The sequence below is a fragment of the Agromyces bauzanensis genome (genome assembly GCF_014645655.1).
GTDB lineage: Bacteria > Actinomycetota > Actinomycetes > Actinomycetales > Microbacteriaceae > Agromyces > Agromyces bauzanensis.
In genome coordinates this window covers 94,267-116,016 of sequence record NZ_BMMD01000006.1, presented here as the reverse complement: position 1 = coordinate 116,016, position 21,750 = coordinate 94,267, and the positions used below count along the sequence as shown (strand labels likewise).

Below are 21,750 nucleotides of genomic sequence, written 5' to 3'. Positions count from 1 at the left end.
ATGATCAGCATCGATGGTTTCGCCGGCCAGATCTTCGTCGTCGTGCTCTTGATAGTCATCGCGATCTTCGTGATCGTGGTGCTCGTCCGCGCGATCCGGATCATCCCGCAGGCCTATGAAGGCGTCGTCGAACGACTCGGCCGATACCACAAGACGCTCTCACCGGGCCTCAACATCTTGGTGCCGTTCATCGACCGGGTGCGCCCGCTCGTGGACATGCGCGAACAGGTCGTCTCGTTCCCGCCGCAGCCGGTCATCACCGAAGACAACCTGGTCGTCTCGATCGACACCGTCGTCTACTTCCAGGTGACGGATGCCAGGGCTGCGACGTACGAGATCGCGAACTACCTCGGCGCCGTCGAGCAGCTCACGACCACGACGCTCCGGAACGTCGTCGGCGGGCTCAATCTCGAAGAGGCGCTCACGAGCCGCGACAACATCAACGGACAGTTGCGCATCGTGCTCGATGAGGCGACCGGCAAGTGGGGCATCCGTGTCTCCCGGGTCGAGCTCAAGGCCATCGACCCGCCGCACTCGATCCAGGACTCCATGGAGAAGCAGATGCGCGCCGAGCGCGACCGTCGTGCGCTCATCCTCACCGCCGAGGGCACGAAGCAGTCCGCGATCCTCACGGCCGAGGGCGAACGTCAGGCCGCCATCCTCGAGGCCGAGGGCGACGCGAAGGCCGCCGTGCTCCGCGCGCAAGGCGAGGCCGAGGCGATCCTCACCGTCTTCGACGCCATCCACAAGGGCGACCCCGACCCCAAGCTCCTGGGCTACCAGTACCTCCAGATGCTGCCGCAGATCGCCAAGGGCGAGGCGAACAAGCTCTGGATCGTGCCCAGCGAGCTCAGCGAGGCGCTCAAGGGCATCGGCCGCGCCTTCACGCCGGGTGCGCCGGGCGCCGCGTCGGGGACGGATGCCGCGACGCCGCGCACCGGGCCCGGTGGCGGGTCGCCCGGCCGCGCCTGATGCAGACGAGCGCCATGTCGACGTACTTCGACCTGCCGAGGCCGCGCGTGCTCGCGCACCGCGGCCTCGCGACCGAGGCGCCCGAGAACACCCTGCTCGCGTTCGAGCGCGCCGCGGCCGTCGGCGCTGCGTACATCGAGACCGACGTGCACGTGTCGGCCGACGGCGTGGCGGTGGTCGCGCACGATCCATCCCTCCGCAGGGTCGCCGGGCGCGACGCGGCCGTGTCGGAACTCTCGATGGCCGAGCTGCGGCGCGTCGATCTCGGAGCCGGCCAGGGATTCGCCTCGCTCGAGGAGGCGCTCGGCGCGTTCCCCGACCTGCGGTTCAACATCGACGTCAAAGTCGCGGGGGCCGTCGGCCCCGCCGTGACGGCGCTCGAACGCACGGGCGCGGCGGGCCGCGCGCTGCTCACGAGCTTCTCGGATCGGCGCCGGCGTCGTCTCGGGAGGCTCGTCCCGCAAGCGGTGACCTCCGCCGGGCGGACCGGCGTCATCTCGACGCGTCTGGCGTCGTCGATCCACTGGCGGGCAGTCGTGTCACTCGCGAGACGCGGGGCGGCCGCGCTGCAGGTCCCCGAGCGGGTGGGCTCGGTCCGGCTCGTCACGGCCGGCTTCGTGAGGGCGGTGCAGCGCGCAGGTGCCGAGGTACATGTCTGGACCGTGAACGACCCCGCCGACATGACGCGGCTGCTCGATCTCGGCGTCGATGGGCTGGTCACCGACCGGGCCGACCTCGCGGTTCCGCTCATCGCCGCCCGAAGCTGAGAATTCCCCGGCAATCGTCCAGCCCCCGGCAAGGGAATGCTCAGCTTGATCGTTTATACCTTGTAGACGATCGAGAGGAGTACGCCATGGCGGACCGGAGCCTACGGGGCATGCGGATCGGCGCACAGAGCCTGCAGAGCGAGGACGGCGTCGTCTTTGCAGACCGTGCCGACTACACCTACCGCTGTGAGACGTGCGGTCGCGAAACGGTGATGACCTTCTCGACCGAGGCCGAGCTCCCCGAGACGTGGGAGTGCCGCTACTGCGGCGCCGCCGCCACGCTCCTCGTCGACTCGAAGCCCGTGGAGATCGACCGCTCCGGTGAGAAGGTCGCGCGCACCCACTGGGACATGCTGCTCGAGCGCCGCACGCGCGCCGAGCTCGAGGAGATCCTCGAGGAGCGCCTCAACTACCTCCGCGCTCGGCGCGGCCACCAGAAGATCGGCGCCTGAGGCCGGGGTTCAGTCCGCCCGGACCTCGTCACTCGCGTCCTCGTCGCTCACGTCGTCGTCGGTCGCATCGCCGCGGCGGCGCGGCGAACGCCGTGCGACGACGCCTGCCGTGATGAGCCCGCCGATCGCGCCCACCACGATCGTGACGGGCACCGCCCCGCCGAGCACGACGGCCGGCGTGAGGCCTTGGCGCAACTCGACGTCGGTGACCATGGCCCCCGGCTCGTACGCGGGCAGCGAGTCGACCGTGCGCCCCGTCGGGCCGATGACCTGGCTCGTGCCCACCGTCGAGATGTTCACGACCGAGCGGCCCGTCTCGATCGCGCGCAGGCGCGCGATCGAGAGCTGCTGCTCGTTCTCGTCGGTACCCCGGAAGTCCGCGTTGTTCGTCTGGAACAGGTAGACCTGTGCGCCCTCGCGCGCGCCCTCCCAGATGAGTCCGTCGTAGATGACGTCGAAGCAGATCGCGAGGCCGGCCACCGCGTTGCCGAGATCGAAGACCGGCGAATTCGTGCCGGGCGAGTAGCCGCGCTGGATCAGGCCCGTGAGATCGCCCGCGATCGCGTCGAAGAACCACCGATCGGGGATGTACTCGCCGAACGGCACCGGATTACGCTTGTCGTAGCTGTCGACCGCACCCTCGCCGGCGCGCCAGAGGAGGGACGTGTTGTAGAACCGCTCATCACGGGCGGTGACGGTGTTGAGCACGACCGGCGCATCGAGCTCGCTGCTGAGCGAGTCGAGGACGCGGGCCGCCGAATCGCTGCGTGTCGGGTCGATGTCCGACCCGCCCTCGGGCCACAGCAGCACATCGACGCCCGGCTCGTCGAGGATCGGCTCCGTCGCCGCCAGCTGCGTCGCGAGCAGGTCGCCGGGCTCGCGCTCGTCGAAGTACCCGGCAGGACCGTTGCCCTGCACGCTCGCGACCCGCAGTTCGCCGACGGCGACGGTCGGCCAGGCGGGCACGGCGACGGCGGTGAGAGCCAGCGCCGCGACCGGGATCGCCGACCGCAGGTCCCGCCAGCCGCGCAGCCGGATCCACTCGATGAGGCCCGCGACGAGCGCGACCATCACGAACCCGAGGCCAGTGGACCCGATCCAGGAGACCGTCTCGGCGAACGGGCTCTCGGCCTGGCTGAGCGCCGCCCGCCCCCAGGGGAACCCGCCGTACGGGATCGACCCCGTCGCCGCCTCGCGCACGATCCAGAGGCCCGCGACGAGCAGCGGCAGCCAGACCAACCTCACCCAACGCGACGCGCTCGCGCGTGGCACCCACCGGTAGGCGAGCGTGATCAGCACGGCGCCACCCGCCACGAACAACGACTGGAAGATCGACAACGCGAGCCACGGGATCGGTCCGAGGTACAACGACGTCCACGAGACCTGCGGCAGGTAGAAGGCGAGGCCGAACGCGAGCCCGAGGTGGAATGCCGCCCACGAGGAGCGGCCGATCAGGCTGACGAGCGCGAGCCCGATGCCCACGAAGGCGAGCGGCCACACGCTCGCCCCCGGGAACCCGAGGTCGTACACGAGCCCGCCGGCGATCGACGCGAGCACAGCCGCCCACAGCGGCAGCGGCAGGAGGGGTCGCTGGTCTCGTTCGGACACCAGATCAGCCTAAGCGAACCGGCGCGCCGTCAGGCGACCGAGCCGTAGGCCACCACGCCGCGGCGCACGGCATCGATCGCCGCACGAGCCGTGCTGCCGAGCTCCGCATCCGCCACGATCGAGATCTGATCGAGCAGGTCGACGACCTGCTTCGTGAGCCGCACGAAGTCGCCGGCGGCGAGCTCGGTGTCGGCGAGCACGCTGCCGAGATCCGCGCCGCTCGCCCACGCGTGCATCGCCGAGGCCAGCGCCGGCGACGGCTGCTCCGTGCCCGACAGGCGGTGCTCGCGCTCGAGGTCGTCGAGCCCGCTCCAGACATCCGTCGTGCGATCGAATGCGTCACGGAACCGGCCCCGCGGCATCCGGAACTGCTCACCGCGGTCGTCGCGGCGCGGCTCGTACACGATCGAGGCCGCCATCGCGGCGAGCGACGGCACGTCGAGGCGGTCCCACAGGCCGAGCCGCAGGCTCTCGGCCACGAGGAGGTCGCGTTCCCCGTAGATCCGCTTCAGGGTGCGACCCGGCGCCGCGGAGACGAGATCGCCGGACGCGTCGCGCTCGAGGTACCCGAGGGATTCGAGCACCTCGGTCACCCGGTCGAACCGCTTCGCGACCTGGCCGGTGCGCGTGCGGATCTGGCGCGAGAGCTGGTCGTGCTCCTGCTTCAGCCGCCACCAGCGCTCGGCCCAGCGCGCGTGCTGCTCGCGCTCGGCGCAGCCGTGGCAGGGATGCGCCCGCATCGCCTTTCGAGCGCCGTTCAGCTCGCGCTGCAGGCGCTCCCGCTGGGCGTGCGTCGGATTGCCCTTCGATGTCTGCCGTTCGAGTTCGCCGATGCGACGGCGGATCGCGGCGTATTCGCCGAAGTCGCCGAGGTGGCACCGCATGGCCTCCTCGAATCCGGCCATCGACTCCTCCTGCTTCCGCAGCGTACGTGCGAGGTCGACGACCGCGCGGTCGGCCTGGAACTGGGCGAACGAGAGCTCGAGGATCTGCCGGGTGCGCTCCCTCCCGAACTGGTCGATGAGGTTCACGGCCATGTTGTAGGTCGGCTTGAAGCTCGAATTGAGCGGGTAGCTGCGGCGGGAGGCCAGCGACGCGACGGCCTCGGGATCGAGCCCGTCGACCCACTGGATGACCGAGTGCCCCTCGACGTCGATACCGCGACGGCCCGCGCGGCCCGTCAGCTGCGTGTACTCCCCCGGCGTGATCGGCACCCGCGCCTCGCCGTTGAACTTCCCGAGCTTCTCGAGCACCACCGAGCGCGCCGGCATGTTCACCCCGAGCGCGAGCGTCTCGGTCGCGAACACGACCTTCAGGAGCTTCAGCTGGAACAGCTCCTCGACGACCTCCTTGAACGCCGGCAGCATGCCCGCGTGGTGCGCCGCGACGCCTCGCTGCAGGGCCTCGATCCAGTCCCAGTAGCCCAGCACCGCGAGGTCCTCGTCGCGAACCATCCGGACCCGCTCCTCGACGATGGACCGGATCTCGTCGCGCTCCGCCGCGTCGGTGAGCCGGATGCCGGAGCGGAGCACCTGGCGCACGGCCTGATCGCACCCCGCCCGGGAGAAGATGAACACGATCGCCGGGAGCAGGTGCTTGCCATGCAGCAGCTCGACGACGTCGGGCCGCTCCAGCCGCCCGCTCGCCTGCGCCTGCTGGTGGAAGCCCCCGCGATCTCCGCCGCGCCGTCCACGCGCAGAACGTGACGTGATCGACCTGCCGCCCGAGCGCGCGAGACGCTGCAGCTCGGGGTTCACGCGGTTCGTCGAGGCCTGGCCCGAGGAGTCGAACAGGTCGATCAGCTTGGCCTTCACGAGCACGTGCTGCTCGAGCGGCACTGGGCGGTCCTCGGAGACGATCACGTCGGTGTCGCCCCGCACGGCCTGCAACCAGTCGCCGAACTCCTCCGCGTTCGACACCGTCGCGCTCAGCGAGACGAGCCGCACCTCCTCGGGAAGGTGGATGATGACCTCCTCCCACACGGCCCCGCGGAAGCGGTCGGCGAGGTAGTGCACCTCGTCCATCACGACGTAGGCGAGCCGGTCGAGCAGTGGTGAGTCGGCGTAGAGCATGTTTCGCAGTACCTCGGTGGTCATCACCACGATTCGGGCACCCGAGTTCACGTTCGTGTCGCCCGTGAGCAGGCCCACCTCGGCGGCGCCCCACTCGTCGGCGAGTTCCTGGTACTTCTGGTTGCTGAGCGCCTTGATGGGAGTGGTGTAGAACACCTTCGCTCCCGGCTCCTGCATGGCGAGGAACACCGCGAACTCGGCCACGACGGTCTTGCCCGCACCGGTCGGTGCCGCGACGAGCACGCTCCGTCCCTCGTCGAGCGCGGTGCATCCGGCCCGCTGGAACGGGTCGAGGTCGAAGCGGAGCCTCGAGGCGAACTCCGCGAGTCGCGGCTTCCGACGCTGTTCGCGAGAGATCGCGTACCGTTCGGCCGGGGAGAGGCTCATCACCTCTCCAGCCTAGACAGCGCAGCTAGACCGCGGCCCCGAACTCGATTCGGTTCCGGCGCTCGACGCGCTTGTCGTGCAGGTGGGCGATGCCCCACGCGGCGAAGTACAGCGCGACCATCGGGATCGCGAGCATGAACATCGAGACGACATCGGCCGAGGGGGTCGCTATGGCCGTGAAGAGCACGATCACGAGGATCGCGATGCGCCACGACTTGATGAGCGCGGCGGCGCTCAGGATGCCGGCGAAGTTCAGCAGCACGAGGAACACCGGCACGACGAAGGCGATGCCGATCGCCACCACGAGCTTCAGCACGAAGTCGATGTACTCCTTGGCGGTGAGCAGCGACGCACCGCCCTCGGGCACGAAGCTCGTCATGAGCTTCACGATGTTCGGCAGCACGAACCAACCGGCGGCGCAACCGGCGAAGAACAGCGGGATAGCGGTCGCGAAGAACGCGAACGTGAACTTGCGCTCCTTGGTGTTGAGACCGGGCACGAGGAACGCGAAGATCTGGTAGAGCCACACCGGGCTCGAGAGGACGATACCAAGGGTGAACGCGATCTGCAGCCGCAGGTCGAACGCACTCGAGATCGTCGGGAAGATGATGCTGGTCGCATCGTCCCTCGCCTCCGCGACGCGGTACACCGGCTCTTGGATCGCCTCCCAGACGAAGAGGTCGGTGAGCACCCAGCCGACGATGCCGCCGACCACGATGGCGATCGCCGAGATGAAGAGGCGCTTGCGCAACTCGATGAGGTGCGCACCGAGCGACATCCGCTTCTCGCGGTTCTTCTCCCCGCGATCTTTCACCGCGGACATCGGGTCAACGACTCGTGCCCGAGTCGGCCTCGTCGCTCTTGGCCCGGACGCCGGCGGTGCCGCTCGCCTCGGGGGCCGTAGGCGCGGCGGCGTCGCTCGTCGCGGTGCCTTCGGTCGTATCGGTCTCGTCCTTCTCGGGGCGAACCTCGCTCTTCAGGATCTTCATCGACTGACCGAGACTACGGGCGAGAGCCGGGAGCTTGGGCGCGCCGAAGAGCAGCAGGATGACCACGAGGATGATCAGCGCATGCCAACCAGTGAAGCCTTGCCACATAGGTGTTCGTCCGTTTCTCCGGGGGGATCGTCACGTCAGTCTACCCGCCGTCGGCGCCTGCGGAACGAACGATCGGTCGATCGTCCGCTGCCGGCGAGGCTAGATGTCGTCGCTGCCCGTCGTTCGGGGGATCTCGGATGCCTCAACCTCGCGATATCCGGCGAGGCCCGCCTCCGCCCACTCCGCGACCGCGGCGCGCGCCTCGGGCGGCGAGACGACCGTGACGAGGCCCGGGAGGCCGGCGACGAGGCGCTTCAGCCCGTGCACGTGCGCGAGGCGCAGCGTGACCCGAAGGCGTCCGCCGACCTCACGCGCGCGCGAGTCGGCCAGGTAGTCGGCGAGGAGCGACAGTGTCGACGGCGACACGTCGACCACGACGTCGAGGTCGGAGTCCGAACGCTGGAACAGCGTGTCCGGCACCGCGTGCTGCGAGTGGTCGCCGACGGGCTCGTCGGTGAGCACGAGGTCGCTCATGCGGTCGACGCGGAAGTTGCGCACGTCCTCGCGCGTGTGGCAGTAGGCCTGCAGGTACCAGTCGGCGTCCTGCGAGATGATCCGCAGAGGGTCGGCGCGACGCCGGCTCCCCTCGCCCCGGGCGTTCAGGTAGTCGAACTCGATCTGACGGCCCACCGACACGGCCCCGCGGATGAGGGCGAGCGACGCGTCCGCCTCGGTCTCGGCGACGGCGAGCCGGCTCGGTGCCGCGGAGGCGCCAGCGGTGAGCTTCGCCATGAGCGAGGCGAGTGACGCGCTGCCCTGGTTCTCGGGTGACGCGGAGAGGTACTGGAGGCCCGCGATGAGCGCCGCCGCCTCGCGTGCCGAGAGCCGCGGCGCGTCGTCGATCGCGACGTGGTGCACGATGACGATGACGTCGTCGTCCTCGAACGCGTCCCAGTCGATGTCGAACAGGTCGTTGGGCTGGTACGTGCCCGTGGATCCGGGCAGGCCCGACGTCGCGATGAGCCGCACCGCGTCTCGGATCTCGTCGTCCGTCATGCCGAAGTGTGCCGCCGCCTCCGGCACGGCGACGACGCGCTGCTCGAGCAGGTACGGCACGAACGAGAGCAGGAAGACGAGCTTGTCGGGCGCCTTCAGCGGCCTGGCGCGGCGCGTGGCCATCACGCGGCTCCTTCGTCGCGATGGGTTGCGGCGACGGCGGCGAGGCGGCCGCGTACGGCCTCCCGCAGCGACGCGGGGTTGATGACGCGCACCTCGGGACCGTACGCGGCGAGCTCGTCGGCGAACACCGCGGCATCCGTGTAGTGGAGGCGGATGACGCCGGCATCCTCGTCACGGAGCACGGCGCGCTTGCCGAGACGCACCTCGGCGTCGGTGCCCGCCGTGACGGCGAGGTCGGCGGCGTGGCGGAGCCGCAGGTCGTCGAGCTCGGCGAGGATGCGGTCCTGGATGCCGGGCGGCGGCGCGTCGAACCTCATGCCGGGCACCGACTCGACCTCGCCCACGATGCGGGAGAGCAGAAAGGTGCGCGGACCGGCCGCATCGCGGTCGTACGCGTGCAGGTGCCAGCGCCCCTCGTGCAACACCACCGCGAGCGGGTTCACCGTGCGCAGGCGCGGCTCCGCCTCGCCGGGCTTGAGGTAGCGGAACCGAACGGCGTGCCGACGGTCGAGCGCGTGACGCAGCGGCTCGAACGCGGCGTCGCGGACGCGCAGGCGCGGGGCGTATCCGATCACGGGCTCACGGGGCTCGATGCCGAACGAGCGGAGCTTGGTGAGCGCGCGCTGCGAGTCGGCCGACAGGGATGCCTCGCGCCACACCTCGGCGGCGAGGCCGAGGAGCGTCAGCTCGTCGGGCGTGAACCGCACCTCGTCGGGCAGGTCGTACTGCCCCTTCGGGATGCGGTAGCGCAGCGCCTGGTTGTCACCCGGCCGGTCGGGAGACTCGACCGTCTCGAGCGGGATGCCGAGCTCGCGGATGTCGTCCTTGTCGCGCTCGAACTGGCGCTCGAGGTTGGCGTTGCCGCCCGATGCGTCGTACCGCTCGGCGTAGCCGCGCACCGACGACAGGATCTCGGATTTCAGGAGTCCGGTCTCCGTCGCGAGGAGCGCGAGCACGAGGCTGAAGAGCCGGTCTTCGACCGGAACCCTCGACTCCCCCATGCCCGCTGCGCCAGCCACACGAGCGATCATACTCATCCGGGGGCCGCCCCCGACCGTCGCCGACCGAGTCAGATGACACCCAGGATGTCGACCACGAAGAACAGCGTCGCGCCGCCCGGCACCTGGCCGTTGCCCTCCTCGCCGTAGCCCTCCGACGGGGGCACGATCACGCCGATCTGCGAGCCGACCTTCTGGCCGACGAGCGCCGTCGTGAAGCCCGGGATCACGTTGCCACCCTCGCCGACGACGAAGGTCGCCGGCCGGCCGTTCTCCCAGCTGGAGTCGAACACCGTCTTGCTGTCATCCCACAGCACGCCGGTGTAGTGCACGACCACCGCGTCGCCGTCCTCGATGGTCTGGCCGTTGCCCTGCTTCAGGACCGCGACCTCGCTCGTGTCGCCGACGGGCGGATCGTTGTTCGGAATGGTGATGCCCGGGCGCCCGTCGGGCGCGAGCACGACCGCGGGGAATCCGTCCCGGGACAGGCGCACCGAGCCGTCCGCACGCGTGAGGAACGCACGCTCCACGTCGACGACGAACACGAGGCTGTCGCCGCCGGCGATGCCGAGTGCGGCATTGCCGGCGTCGCCCAGGCCGTCGTCGGACGGGATCACCGCCACTACCCGGGAACCCTCGTTCGCGCACGTGAGGGCCTTCCGCAGACCGGGCATGAGCCCCTCCACGAGGGTCACCTCGACCGGATCCTGATCGCCGTACCCCGTCACCTCGACCTGGTCGCCGTTCGCGCCGTTGTACACGGCGTAGCGGATGAGCGCGTGCTGGCCCTCCCGGAGCCGCTCGCCCTCGCCCGCGATGACCTCGGCGCACTGGGTCTCGCCGGGCACGAGCGGTGTCGGGAACTCCACTCTCGGCGTCTCGCCGAAGTCCCCTGTCACGACGACGACGTCGGACGACTGCCCGGCCTGCGCCTCGGGGGCGGGCGCCGAAGCGCATCCGGAGAGCGTCACGGCGACGAGACCGGCCGTGGCGATGAGCACGAATGACGAGCGCACTGATCCTCGATTCTTCGATGGGTCGCGGAGGGGCGTTGGTAGCCTACCCGGCTTCGCCCGCTGAGTCGGTGGCGCCGGCGTCGGAATCGGCGGCGCTCGCATCGGGCTCGGCCGCACGGGAGCTCGCGGCCGCGGCATCCGCTGCTCGCGCGCGCTTGCGGAGGGCCTTGTCGCTCACCTGGCGCTCGCCGAGCGCACCCGGCGTCCACGCCTCGACGTCGTCGTCGCTGAACTCGGTCTTCGACGGACGGCGCTTGAGCTCGGGCAGCACGGTGCCCGGGGCGAGCCGGCGAGCCGTGACGAGGAAGCCCGTGTGCGCGATCATGCGGTGGTCGGGTCGCACGGCGAGGCCCTGCACATGCCAGCCGCGCACCATCGTCTCGTTCGCCTGCGGCTCCGTGTACCACCCGGTCGCGCGGATGGCCTCCGCCACCCGCGACAGCTGCGTCACGGTCGCGATATAGCAGAGCAGCACGCCGCCGGGCTTCAACGCGGTCGACACGGCGTCGACGCACTCCCACGGCGCGAGCATGTCGAGCACGACACGATCGACGGATGCCTCGGCCACTTGTCCGGGCAGGGACTCCGCGAGATCGCCGAGCGTGATCGACCAGTTCTCGGGGTCGGCGCCATGGAACGTCGCGACGTTGCCGCGCGCGACGTCCGCGAACTCCTCGCGCCGCTCGAACGAATGCAGGCGCCCGGTCGGTCCGATCGCCCGGAGCAGCCACAGCGCGAGTGCTCCGGAGCCGACACCCGCCTCGACCACGTTGGCGCCGGGGAAGACGTCGGCCTGGGCGAGGATCTGCGCGGCATCCTTCGGGTAGACGATGGCCGCACCGCGCGGCATCGACATCACGAAGTCGCTGAGGAGCGGCCGCAGCGCGAGGTACTCGACACCCGTCTGGTTGGTCACGACCGAGCCGTCGGGCAGGCCGATGAGGTCGTCGTGCGCGATCGCGCCCTTGTGGGAGTGGAAGAGCCTGCCGGGCTCGAGCGTGATGGTGTGCATGCGTCCCTTGGGGCCGGTGAGCTGCACCCGGTCGCCCGCGCGGAACGGCCCGCTGCGCCCGCCGCGACTCTCGATCATGCGTGCGCCTCCCGATGGTCGAGGAGTGCGGCGACGTCGGCGACCGACCGACCTTCGAGCGTCGGCCACAGCACGTGGGCGGGCGCCTCGTCGAGCGCGAGGATGTTCGGCACGCCGACCGTGACGGCACCCGACGCCCACGCCGAGGTGAGGCCGGCGGGTGAGTCCTCGATGGCGACGCACTCGCGCACGTCGACGCCGAGCTCCTTCGCCGCCTTCAGGTACGGCCCGGGGTGCGGCTTCGCGTGCTGCACGGCGTCACCCGTGACGAGCACGTCGAACGCGCGGAACGGGATCGCCCGCACGACGTCGTCGGCCATCGATCGCACCGACATGGTGACGAGGGCGGTGGGCACGGATGCCTCGCGCAGCGCCTCGAGCAGCTCGCGGGCGCCGGGCCGCCACGGCACGCCGTGCCCGGCGAGCTGCTCCTGCACGCGCGCGGTGAGCCGGGCGACGATCGTGTCGGCGTCGAGGTCGACGCCCGCCGACTGGAAGACCACCGCGGCCTCCCACAGCCCGCTGCCGACGAGGCCGAGCGCGTCCTCGTGCGTCCAGCGGCCGCCGAAGGACTCCACGAGCTCCTCCTCGGCCGCCATCCAGTAGCGTTCGGTGTCGACGAGGGTGCCGTCCATGTCCCAGAGGACGGCGGCGGGGAGGCGAGTGGTCACAACCCGCAAGTCTACGGGCACGGCCTATTGTGGAGGTGTCCCGGGTCCACCGGGCGGAAAGCGGGGCACCAGGAGTGAAACAGCCGGCCGGATTCGAGGGCGGAAGGCTGCTCATCGTCGCGTTCGAGGGTTGGAACGACGCCGGCGAGGCGGCGACCGGTGCCGCGAAGCTCCTCATCGATCGCCTCGGCCTCGTCGAGATCGCCGCGGTCGACCCCGAGCTCTACTTCGACTACCAGTTCACGCGCCCGACGGTCGTCGCCGGCGACGACGGCATGGGCCGGCTCGAATGGCCCGGCGCGGCCATCCTCGGCCCGAGCGGCATGCCCACATCGGACGACGAGGAGGGCGTGACCGGCCCTGGCGCGGACTCGCTGCACGTGCTCATCGGCGCCGAGCCCGCTCGCAGCTGGAGGGGATTCGCGGCCGAGCTCGTCGACGCGGCGCTCACCGCTGACATCGAGGGCATCGTGCTGCTGGGCGCGATGCTGGCGGATGCCCCGCACACGCGCCCGCTCTCGGTGTTCGCGTCGAGCGAGAACGCCGAGGTGCGCCGGGCGCTCGGCGTCGACCGCTCGAGCTACGAGGGACCGGTCGGCATCCTCAGCGTCATCGCCGACCAGGCCGAACGCGTCGGCATCCCGACGGTGTCGCTGTGGGCGTCGGTGCCGCACTACGTGCACAACGCGCCCTCGCCGAAGGCCGTGCTCGCCCTGCTCGGCAAGGTCGAGGAGCTCACGGGGCTCAGCATCCCGCGCGGCAACCTCGAGGCGGAGGCCAAGGCGTGGGAGGCCGGAGTGAACGAACTCGCGGCCGACGACGAGGACATGGCGGGCTACATCACCCAGCTCGAGCAGGCGCGCGACGCCGTCGACGCGCCCGAGGCGAGCGGCGAGGCCATCGCGCAGGAGTTCGAGCGCTACCTGCGCCGTCGCGGCGACGGACCCGAGGGCCGGGCCGACGGTCGCGGCGACGGCCCGCGCGACGAGCCCTGGCGCCCGCGCGACGGCGCCTGAGCCGCACGCGCCGGCTGCGGCATCCGCTGCCCCACCGCGTCGCCGTTCGCGAGTCGCAGGAACTTCTGCGCGACACGCCGACATCCCACCGCGCGAATCGGCGTGTCGTCCTGCGACTCGGCGAACGGAACGACGCCGGCCCACTGCGGGACGCCGACCCCGGGCACACCGGGCGATCAGGCGTCGATGGTGCCCGTGGCCAGCAGCCAGAAGATGAACCCGCCGAGCGCGAGGCGGTAGATCACGAACGGCAGGAAGCTGTGCTTCGAGATCCAGCTCATGAAGAATGCGATGATGAGGATCGCCACGATGAACGCGACGAGCGTCGCGACCCCGGTCTCGAGCGGGCCGAAGACGGCCGGCTCGCCCCAGCTCTTGAAGAGCTGGTAGAAGCCCGAGCCGAACACCGCAGGGATGGCGAGGAGGAACGCGTATCGCGCCGCCGCGGGCCGTGCGTAGCCGAGCAGGAGTCCCATGGTGATCGTGCCCCCGGAGCGCGACACGCCCGGGATGAGCGCCAGTGCCTGGGCGAGCCCGAACAGGATGCCGTGCGGCACGTTCAGCCGGTCGAGTGAGCGATTCTTCGCGCCCGCCCAGTCGGCCAGGCCCAGGATCACGCCGAAGACGACGAGCATGGTCGCGACGATCCAGAGCGAGCGGAACGTCGTCTCGATCTCGTCCTGGAAGAGGATGCCGAGCACGACGATCGGGATCGAACCGATGATGATGAGCCAGCCCATGCGCGCGTCGGGGTCGTGTCGCGGAACGCGACCGAAGAGCGATCGGAACCAGTGCGAGATGATGCGCGTGATGTCGCGCCAGAAGAACACGACGACCGCCGTCTCGGTGCCGATCTGCGTGATCGCGGTGAACGCGGCGCCCGGGTCCTGGGCGCTCGGGAGGAACTCCCCCAGGATTCGCAGGTGGGCGCTCGAGGAGATGGGGAGGAACTCGGTGAGGCCTTGAACGAGGCCGAGGATTATCGCGTCGAGCAACTGGGACATCCGCCTTCCGGGAGTCGTGGATCGAGACCGGTCGCGGTCAGTAGCCGAGGAGCAGGTCGCGCAGGACCCGCCTCCCGAAGGATAGTGCGTGGAGCGGAACGCGCTCGTCGACCCCGTGGAACATGCCCGGGAAGTCGAGGCCCGCGGGCAGGCGCAGCGGCGCGAACCCGTAGCCCGCGATGCCGAGCCGGCTCAGGGACTTGTTGTCGGTGCCGCCCGACAGGAGATACGGGAAGACCGGGGCCCCCGGGTCGTGCACCTCGATCGTGCGCCTGACGGCGTCGACCAGCGGACCCGAGGTGGATGTCTCGAGCCCGATGTCGCGATGCACGATCCGGATCTCGATGTCGTCGCCGATGAGCTCCTCGATCTCGGCGAGCACCGCGTCCTCCTCGCCCGGCAGGGTGCGGATGTCGACGAGGGCCTCGGCGTGGTCGGGGATGACGTTGTGCTTGTAGCCGGCGTCGAGCACTGTCGGGTTCGCGGTCGTGCGGAGCGTGGCCGTGATGAACCCCGACGCCGAGCCCGTGGCGAGTGCGAGCTCGTCGGGCGAGACCTGCTCGGGGTCCACGCCGAGCACGCCCGCGATCTCGGCGAGGAGCTCGCGGGTGGTGTCGGTGAGCCGCAGCGGCCACTCCCGGCGGCCGATGCGCGCGATCGCCACGGCGAGCTTGGTGACGGCATTGTCGCGGATCAGCCGAGAGCCGTGCGCGGCGACACCGCGGGCGATGAGACGGACCCAGATGAGCGACTTCTCCCCCGTCTGCAAGAGGTACGCCCGAGTGCCGCCGACCGTGATGGAGTAGCCGCCGACCTCGCTGATCGCCTCCGTGGCGCCCGCGAAGAGCTCGGGATGGTGGTCGACGAGCCAGCTCGCGCCGAGGCCGCCGCCCGCCTCCTCGTCGGCGAAGAAGGCCACGACGATCTCGCGCTCGGGCAGGGAGCCGGCGCCGATGATGTCGCCGAGCGCCGTGAGCATCATGGCGTCCATGTCCTTCATGTCGACCGCGCCGCGACCCCAGAGCATGCCGTCGCGGATCTCGCCCGCGAACGGGTCGACGCTCCAGTTGCGCGCGTCGGCAGGCACCACGTCGAGGTGGCCGTGCAGCACGAGCGCCGGCTTGTCGGGGTCGCGCCCCGGCACGCGCGCGACGACGCTCGTGCGACGCGGCTCGGGCTCGAACAGCTGCGGGGCGAGGCCGAGCGCGGCGAGCTTGGCCTCGACGTATTCGGCGGCCTCGCGCTCGCCCGTGGCCTTCCCCTCGCCGTAGTTCGACGTGTCGATGCGGATGAGATCCCGCGCGATCACGGCAGTCTCCTCGAGCTCGGTCGTCGGCTGCGGGACTGCGGGTGAGGAGGCCATGCGTTTCACCGTAGCCGCGGCGATCGAGGCGGGCCACCGGCGTTCGAGGCCCCCCTGAATCCGTGCTAAGGTCTTCTCTCGGGCCACCGAGCGATCTAGGGCCCGAGACAACGCGCGGGTGGCGGAAATGGCAGACGCGCTAGCTTGAGGTGCTAGTGCCCTAACGGGCGTGGGGGTTCAAGTCCCCCCTCGCGCACGCGTTGCGAGAAGGCCCGGATCGTGCCGATCTGGGCCTTCCGTCGTTCTTGGGCGGCCCGAACGCGGGGTGGACGGACGGCCTTCCCGGCTTGCCTCATTCGAATATGTGTTCGAAACTGGGGTATGACCATGACCGCTCCCCACGCCGCTCCAAGCCCTCGGCCGGCGCGCGTCGAGGAGCTGCAGGCCCGCATCCGCGGGATGCAGGCCACGCGCCTCGATTCCAAGGCCGTGCCGACGCATCCGGCCCTTGCCGAGGTGTTGCCGGGCGGCACGCTCCGCGAGGGCACGGTCGTGCAGGTCGAGGGGTCGACAACCCTGCTCATGGCGCTCCTCGCCGGGCCGAGCGCGAGCGGTCGGTGGGTCGCGGTGGCGGGCATGCCCGAGTTCGGCGTCGAGGCCGCCGCGCGGTTCGGCATCGCCCTCGACCGGCTGGTGCTCGTACCCGATCCCGGACGCCAGTGGCTCACGGTCGTCGCGGCGCTCGCCGACGTCATCCCCGTCGTCGCGGTGCGGCCGGGGGGCAGGGTCTCGCCCGCCGAGTCGAGTCGCCTCCAGGCGAGGCTCCGCCAGCGCGGCACCACCCTGCTCGTCGCGGGCGATTGGCCCGGCAGCGACGCCCGGCTCGGCGTCGAGGCGAGCGAGTGGCGGGGACTCGAGCGCGGCCACGGGCATCTCGCCGAACGCGAGGTCGTCGTGAGCGTCGCCGGCCGCGGCGAGTTCGTTCGGCGCACGCGCTCCCGCCTCCGGCTGCCCGGTCGCCATCTCGAGTTCGCGCCGGCGGCGCTGGGCCCTGCCCCCGGCCTCGCCGATCCGATCCCCCTCGACGACTTCGAACGGAGGGCCACCGGATGACCGCCGAACTCGGCCGCACCATCGTGCTCTGGTGCCCCGACTGGCCCGTCTTCGCCACCTGTCGTGAGACAGGTCTCGACCCGACCGCGCCCATCGCGCTCACCGAGGCCGGCCTCGTCTTCGCCTGCTCGCCGGCCGCGCGTCGCGACGGCGTCGCCCGCGGACTGAAGCTCCGCGAGGCGCAGTACCGCTCCCCCGGCCTCATCGTGCACGGCTACGACGCCGACCTCGACGCCCGCGTCTTCGAGCCGATCGTGCGGGCCGTCGAAGCCGCCGTGCCGGGCGTGCAGCTCGTCCGGCCGGGCACGCTCGCGATGCGGGCGAGGGGTCCCGCCCGCTACTACGGCGGTGAGGATGCCGCGGCGTCGGCCCTCCTCGCGACCGTCGCCGAGCACGGGGTGCCGGGTGCGCGGGTCGGCATCGCCGACGGGCCGTTCGCGGCCGAGCAGGCGGCGCGCGCCGCGCGCGAGTCGCCCGTCGGGATCGTGCCGCCCGGGGCATCCGCCGCGTTCATCGCGCCGCTCCCCGTCGCGCTCGTGGTCGACCCGCGCACGGCCACCCTGCTGAACCGGCTCGGCGTGCGCACGCTCGGCGAGTTCGCCGCCCTGCCCGCGGCCGACGTGCGGCGCCGGTTCGGGGCGGCCGGCGCGTTCGCGCACGATCGAGCGGCCGGGCGCGAGCAGGCCCGCGTCATCGCGCGCACGCCGCCGCCCGAGTTCGAGGCCGAGCTGCACTTCGAGCCCCCGCTCGATCGCATCGACCAGCTCGCGTTCGCGTTCCGCGTGGGCGCCGAGGAGTTCATCGAGCGCATGCGCGCCGTGCGGCTCGTGTGCACGGGCCTGCGCATCGAGCTCGACGACGAACGCGGCGGGCACTCGAGCCGGAGCTGGCTGCATCCGCGCTGGTTCACGCCGGCCGACGTCGTCGACCGCATCCGCTGGCAGCTGCAGGGCGCGGGCTCGGCCGACGCGGGCCTCGCCTCCCCCATCGTGCGGTTGCGCGTCATCCCCGAGCGCATCGACTCGACCGGCAACCACGAGGAGGGGCTCTGGGGCGGCGGCCCCGACGAGCGCGTGCACCACGGGCTCACGCGCGTGCAGAGCATGCTCGGGCACGAGGCCGTGGTGACCGCCGCGATCGGCGGGGGCCGTATGCTCGCCGATCGGCAGGTGCTCGTGCCGTGGGGCGACCGACCCCCCGAGCGCACGAGCGACGCGCCGTGGCCCGGGAGCCTGCCCGCACTCGCGCCCGCGAGCGTCTTCCGCGAGCGGCTGCCGATCGCGCTCCTCGACGAGCGCGGCTCCGCCGTCGCCATCGACGAGCGGGGGGCGATCTCCGCGTCACCCGAGCGGTTCGCCGTGGGCGGCGGCGAGGCGGCTCCGGTGCGCGCCTGGGCCGGCCCGTGGCCGGTCGTCGAGCGTTGGTGGGACGCCGAGCACGCCAAGCGCGTGCACCGGTTCCAGATCGTCGACGACGACGGTTGCGCCTGGCTCCTCGTGCGCGACCACGAGGGCTGGTGGGCCGAGGCGAGGTACGACTGATGGGCTGGAACAACCCTGGCGTCCCGTGGTCGGAGCTCGAGCGCAAGCTCTCCGATCGGCGGCGGCCGGGCGGGTCCGCGGTCATCGCCGACGGCGGCGACAGTCCCGCGTGGAGTAGGAAGCGGCATCCGTATCGCCCGTCCGACGGCCTCGAGGCGCCGGCCGGGCCCATCGTGCCCTACGCCGAACTGCACGCGCACTCGACGTTCAGCTTCCTCGACGGCGCTTCCACGCCCGAGCAGCTCGTCGAGGAGGCGCACTGCCTCGGGCTCTCGGGACTCGCCGTCACCGACCACGACGGCTTCTACGGCATCGTCCGCTTCGCCGAGGCCGCCGAGAGCTTCCCCGAGCTCCAGACGGTGTTCGGCGCCGAGCTCTCGCTCGGGCTGAGTGAGCCGCAGATGGGCGTCGCCGACCCCGAGGGTGAGCACCTGCTCGTGCTCGCGCACGGCGAGGAGGGCTACCACCGGCTCGCGAGCGCCATCACCGCCGGGCAGCTCGCGGGCGGCGAGAAGGGGCGGCCGGTGTATTCGCTCGAGGAGCTCGCCGAGCGCGCGGGCGGCGAGTGGGTGGTGCCCACCGGATGCCGCAAGGGCGCCGTGCGGCGTGCGCTCGCGACCGACGGGCCGGATGCCGCGTGGCGCGCGCTCGACCGCCTCGTCGCGCTCTTCGGCCGCGACCACGTCGTCGTGGAGCTGTTCGACCACGGGCACCCGCTCGACCAGGTCGCGAACGACGCGCTCGCGGAGCTCGCCGCGCGCGCCCGCCTGCCGCTCCTCGCGACGAATGCCGTGCACTACGCGACCCCCGGCGAGCACCGGTTGGCGTCGGCACTCGCGGCGGTGCGGGCCCGGCGCAGCCTCGACGAGCTCGACGGCTGGCTCACGGCCTCCGACGGCCTGCACCTGCGCTCGGGCGCCGAGATGATACGGCGGTTCGAGCGGTACCCCGGCGCCGTCGCGCGCTCGGTGACGCTCGCCGAGGAACTGGGCTTCCGGCTGCGCAGCGCCCGCCCGCGCCTGCCCCGCCAGGAGGTGCCCGCGGGCCACACGCCCATGAGCTGGTTGCGTGAGCTCGTGTGGACGGGCGCCGCGAAGCGCTACCCCGGCGTGCCCGAGCACGTGCGCGAGCGCCTCGCCCGCGAGCTCGACGTCATCGAGCAGAAGGACTTCCCCGGGTACTTCCTCATCGTGTACGACCTCGTGCGCGAGGCCCGCAGCCGCGGCATCCTGTGCCAGGGCCGGGGATCTGCGGCGAACTCGGCGGTCTGCTACGTGCTCGACATCACGGCGGTCGACTCGATCTACTTCGACCTGCCGTTCGAGCGGTTCCTGTCGGCGCTGCGCGACGAGGAGCCCGACATCGACGTGGATTTCGACTCCGACCGCCGCGAGGAGATCATCCAGTACGTCTACGGGAAGTACGGCCGCATGAACGCCGCGCAGGTCGCGAACGTCATCAGCTACCGGCCGAAGGCCGCCGTGCGCGACATGGCGAAGGCGCTCGGCTACTCCACCGGCCAGCAGGACGCCTGGTCGCGCCAGGTCGAGCGATGGGGCGCCGTGGTGTCGACCGACGACCACGACATCCCCGAGCCCGTGGTCGAGCTCGCCGAGCAGCTGCTCACCTTCCCGCGCCACCTCGGCATCCACTCGGGCGGCATGGTGCTCACCGACCGGCCCGTCGGCGAGGTGTGCCCCATCGAGCACGCCCGCATGGAGAACCGCACCGTGCTGCAGTGGGATAAAGACGACTGCGCGTGGATGGGCCTCGTGAAGTTCGACCTGCTCGGCCTCGGCATGCTCGCCGCCCTCCAGTACACGTTCGACCTCGTGCGTGAGGCGACCGGCGAGGAGTGGGAGCTCGCGACGATCCCGAAGGAGGAGGCGGCGGTCTACGACATGCTCTGCCGCGCCGACTCGATCGGGGTGTTCCAGGTCGAGAGCCGGGCGCAGATGGGCACGCTCCCCCGCCTGAAGCCGCGTTGCTTCTACGACCTCGTCGTCGAGATCGCGCTCATCCGCCCCGGTCCCGTACAGGGCGGCGCGGTGCATCCGTACATCCGGCGGCGCACTGGTGAGGAACCCGTCAGCTACCTGCATCCCAAGCTCGAACCCGTGCTCGCGCGCACGCTCGGCGTGCCGCTCTTCCAAGAGCAGCTCATGCAGATGGCGGTCGCCGTCGGCGACTGCGACGCGGCCGACGCCGACCTGCTGCGCCGGGCGATGGGCTCCAAGCGCGGTGTCGAGAAGATCGAGCGGCTGCGTGCGAAGCTCTACGACGGCATGGCCCGCAACGGCATCGCGCCCGACGTGGCGGATGCGATCTACGAGAAGATCGAGGCGTTCGCCAACTTCGGCTTCGCCGAGAGCCACGCGCTGAGCTTCGGGCTCCTCGTGTACGCGAGCTCATGGCTGAAGCTGCACTACCCCGCCGCGTTCCTCGCCGCCCTGCTGCGCGCCCAGCCGATGGGCTTCTACTCTCCGCAGACACTCACGGCCGACGCGCGCCGGCACGGCGTCGAGGTGCTCCGTCCCGACATCCTCCGGTCGGGCGTGAGCGCGGGCCTCGAGGCGGTCGGCGCGGCATCCCGTGACAGCGGCCGTACGGTCGACGGTGTGATCGACGGTTCAGCTGACGGATGCCGCGAGCCGACCGGCATGGCCGCGTGCGCCACCCCCGTGCAGCCGCCCGTCGGCGCCTTCCACCGCGATGCCCCCGATCGCTCTGCCGAGCACCGGCGCGACGCCGCCTTCGCGGTGCGGCTCGGGCTCGCCGACGTCTCCTCCATCGGCGCGATCGTGGCGGAGCGCATCGTGGCTGAGCGCGACGCCCGAGGGCCGTACCGCGACATGGCCGACGTCGCCCGCCGGGCCGCGCTGAGCGCCGAGCAGCTCGAGGCGCTCGCCGCGACCGGCGCGTTCGAGGGGTTCGGCCTGCAACGCCGCGAGGCGCTCTGGCTCGCCGGCGAGGCCGCGCAGGACCGCGAGGAGTACCTCGCCGGGTCGGTCGTCGTCGTGCAGCCGCCGCTCCTGCCGATGCTCACCGACGCGGAGCAGGTGGTCTACGACCTGTGGGCCACGGGCATCTCCCCCGACGACCATCCCATCCGGCACGTCAGGGATCGGCTCGACGAGCGGGGCGCTGTGCGCATCGACCTGCTGCGCCACGCGGAGAGCGGCCGGCGCGTCGAGGTCGGCGGGGTCGTCACGCACCGGCAGCGTCCGGCCACGGCGAGCGGCATCACGTTCCTGAACCTCGAGGACGAATCCGGCACGCTCAACGTCATCGCCGGGGTCGGCGTGTGGACCCGGTACCGCCGGGTGGCGCGCGAGGCGCCCGCGATGATCGTGCGCGGCATCCTGGAGCGTTCGCCCGAGGGCGTCACGAACCTCGTCGCCGACCGGTTCGAGCGGCTCGTGCTTGCGGCGCCCGGTCGCTCGCGCGACTTCCGGTGACGCTCAAGGTCGAATGGAACCAGGTCAGTCCGAATGTCAAGGCGATGATTCGGCGGTGGGCGCAGG

General features: G+C 71.4%; 18 protein-coding genes and 1 tRNA gene. 8 read left to right on the top strand and 11 right to left on the bottom strand.

All coding sequences use genetic code 11. The features are described 5' to 3' along the window. From IEX31_RS07205 to IEX31_RS07195, 3 genes are all read left to right on the top strand, one after another. A complete protein-coding gene (locus IEX31_RS07205; protein ID WP_188742750.1) occupies positions 1-972 on the top strand; it encodes an SPFH domain-containing protein in 972 nt (323 codons plus the stop codon). A gap of 14 nt (positions 973-986) precedes the next feature. Continuing rightward, positions 987-1,739: a glycerophosphodiester phosphodiesterase family protein gene (locus IEX31_RS07200; RefSeq protein WP_188742749.1), complete on the top strand. Its 753-nt coding sequence runs from the start codon at positions 987-989 to the stop codon at positions 1,737-1,739. 86 nt (positions 1,740-1,825) lie between these two features. Continuing rightward, a complete protein-coding gene (locus IEX31_RS07195) occupies positions 1,826-2,191 on the top strand; it encodes an RNA polymerase-binding protein RbpA (protein WP_188742748.1) in 366 nt (121 codons plus the stop codon). A gap of 9 nt (positions 2,192-2,200) precedes the next feature. On the opposite strand, the gene lnt is transcribed toward IEX31_RS07195, so the two are convergent. The 9 genes from lnt to IEX31_RS07150 all read right to left on the bottom strand — a co-directional run bounded on the left by lnt (position 2,201) and on the right by IEX31_RS07150 (position 12,249). Further along, entirely contained in the window at positions 2,201-3,799 is a 1,599-nt protein-coding gene (lnt, locus tag IEX31_RS07190; protein WP_188742747.1) for an apolipoprotein N-acyltransferase, read from the bottom strand. A 29-nt stretch (positions 3,800-3,828) separates the two neighbouring features. Beyond that, positions 3,829-6,258, bottom strand: a complete 2,430-nt coding sequence (locus IEX31_RS07185; protein ID WP_188742746.1) for a DEAD/DEAH box helicase — start codon at positions 6,256-6,258, stop codon at positions 3,829-3,831. A gap of 25 nt (positions 6,259-6,283) precedes the next feature. Continuing rightward, positions 6,284-7,036, bottom strand: coding sequence for a twin-arginine translocase subunit TatC (tatC, locus tag IEX31_RS07180; protein WP_188742808.1), 753 nt, complete (start codon positions 7,034-7,036; stop codon positions 6,284-6,286). Positions 7,037-7,085: 49 nt separating this feature from the next. Continuing rightward, entirely contained in the window at positions 7,086-7,355 is a 270-nt protein-coding gene (tatA, locus tag IEX31_RS07175; protein ID WP_188742745.1) for a twin-arginine translocase TatA/TatE family subunit, read from the bottom strand. 99 nt (positions 7,356-7,454) lie between these two features. After that, on the bottom strand, positions 7,455-8,474 hold the full coding sequence (locus IEX31_RS07170; protein ID WP_188742744.1) for a helix-turn-helix transcriptional regulator: 1,020 nt from the start codon (positions 8,472-8,474) through the stop codon (positions 7,455-7,457). Beyond that, positions 8,474-9,493, bottom strand: coding sequence for a helix-turn-helix transcriptional regulator (locus IEX31_RS07165; RefSeq protein ID WP_308423487.1), 1,020 nt, complete (start codon positions 9,491-9,493; stop codon positions 8,474-8,476). The genes IEX31_RS07170 and IEX31_RS07165 overlap by 1 nt, the downstream gene beginning before the upstream one ends. 50 nt (positions 9,494-9,543) lie before the next feature. After that, positions 9,544-10,488: an FKBP-type peptidyl-prolyl cis-trans isomerase gene (locus IEX31_RS19440; protein ID WP_188742743.1), complete on the bottom strand. Its 945-nt coding sequence runs from the start codon at positions 10,486-10,488 to the stop codon at positions 9,544-9,546. 43 nt (positions 10,489-10,531) lie between these two features. Continuing rightward, positions 10,532-11,578: a tRNA (adenine-N1)-methyltransferase gene (locus IEX31_RS07155; protein WP_188742742.1), complete on the bottom strand. Its 1,047-nt coding sequence runs from the start codon at positions 11,576-11,578 to the stop codon at positions 10,532-10,534. Then, on the bottom strand, positions 11,575-12,249 hold the full coding sequence (locus tag IEX31_RS07150; RefSeq protein ID WP_229662169.1) for an HAD family hydrolase: 675 nt from the start codon (positions 12,247-12,249) through the stop codon (positions 11,575-11,577). The genes IEX31_RS07155 and IEX31_RS07150 overlap by 4 nt, the downstream gene beginning before the upstream one ends. A gap of 74 nt (positions 12,250-12,323) precedes the next feature. On the opposite strand from IEX31_RS07150, the gene IEX31_RS07145 reads away from it, so the two are divergent. Beyond that, positions 12,324-13,265, top strand: coding sequence for a proteasome assembly chaperone family protein (locus tag IEX31_RS07145; protein WP_229662168.1), 942 nt, complete (start codon positions 12,324-12,326; stop codon positions 13,263-13,265). Between the two features lie 176 nt (positions 13,266-13,441). On the opposite strand, the gene IEX31_RS07140 is transcribed toward IEX31_RS07145, so the two are convergent. Further along, complete coding sequence (locus IEX31_RS07140; RefSeq protein ID WP_188742741.1) at positions 13,442-14,269, bottom strand: undecaprenyl-diphosphate phosphatase; 828 nt, start codon at positions 14,267-14,269, stop codon at positions 13,442-13,444. Between the two features lie 37 nt (positions 14,270-14,306). Beyond that, entirely contained in the window at positions 14,307-15,632 is a 1,326-nt protein-coding gene (locus IEX31_RS07135; protein ID WP_188742740.1) for a M20/M25/M40 family metallo-hydrolase, read from the bottom strand. Positions 15,633-15,744: 112 nt separating this feature from the next. On the opposite strand from IEX31_RS07135, the gene IEX31_RS07130 reads away from it, so the two are divergent. From IEX31_RS07130 to IEX31_RS07115, 4 genes are all read left to right on the top strand, one after another. Beyond that, positions 15,745-15,828, top strand: a tRNA-Leu gene (locus tag IEX31_RS07130). 131 nt (positions 15,829-15,959) lie between these two features. Further along, positions 15,960-16,685, top strand: a complete 726-nt coding sequence (imuA', locus tag IEX31_RS07125) for a DnaE2-dependent mutagenesis accessory factor ImuA' (protein ID WP_188742739.1) — start codon at positions 15,960-15,962, stop codon at positions 16,683-16,685. Further along, positions 16,682-18,226: a DNA polymerase Y family protein gene (locus IEX31_RS07120; protein WP_188742738.1), complete on the top strand. Its 1,545-nt coding sequence runs from the start codon at positions 16,682-16,684 to the stop codon at positions 18,224-18,226. Before imuA' ends, IEX31_RS07120 begins: the two co-directional genes overlap by 4 nt. Next, positions 18,226-21,684 (top strand): error-prone DNA polymerase, encoded by a 3,459-nt coding sequence (locus IEX31_RS07115; protein WP_188742737.1) that lies wholly within the window; start codon positions 18,226-18,228, stop codon positions 21,682-21,684. The genes IEX31_RS07120 and IEX31_RS07115 overlap by 1 nt, the downstream gene beginning before the upstream one ends. The last annotated feature ends 66 nt before the right edge of the window (positions 21,685-21,750 follow it).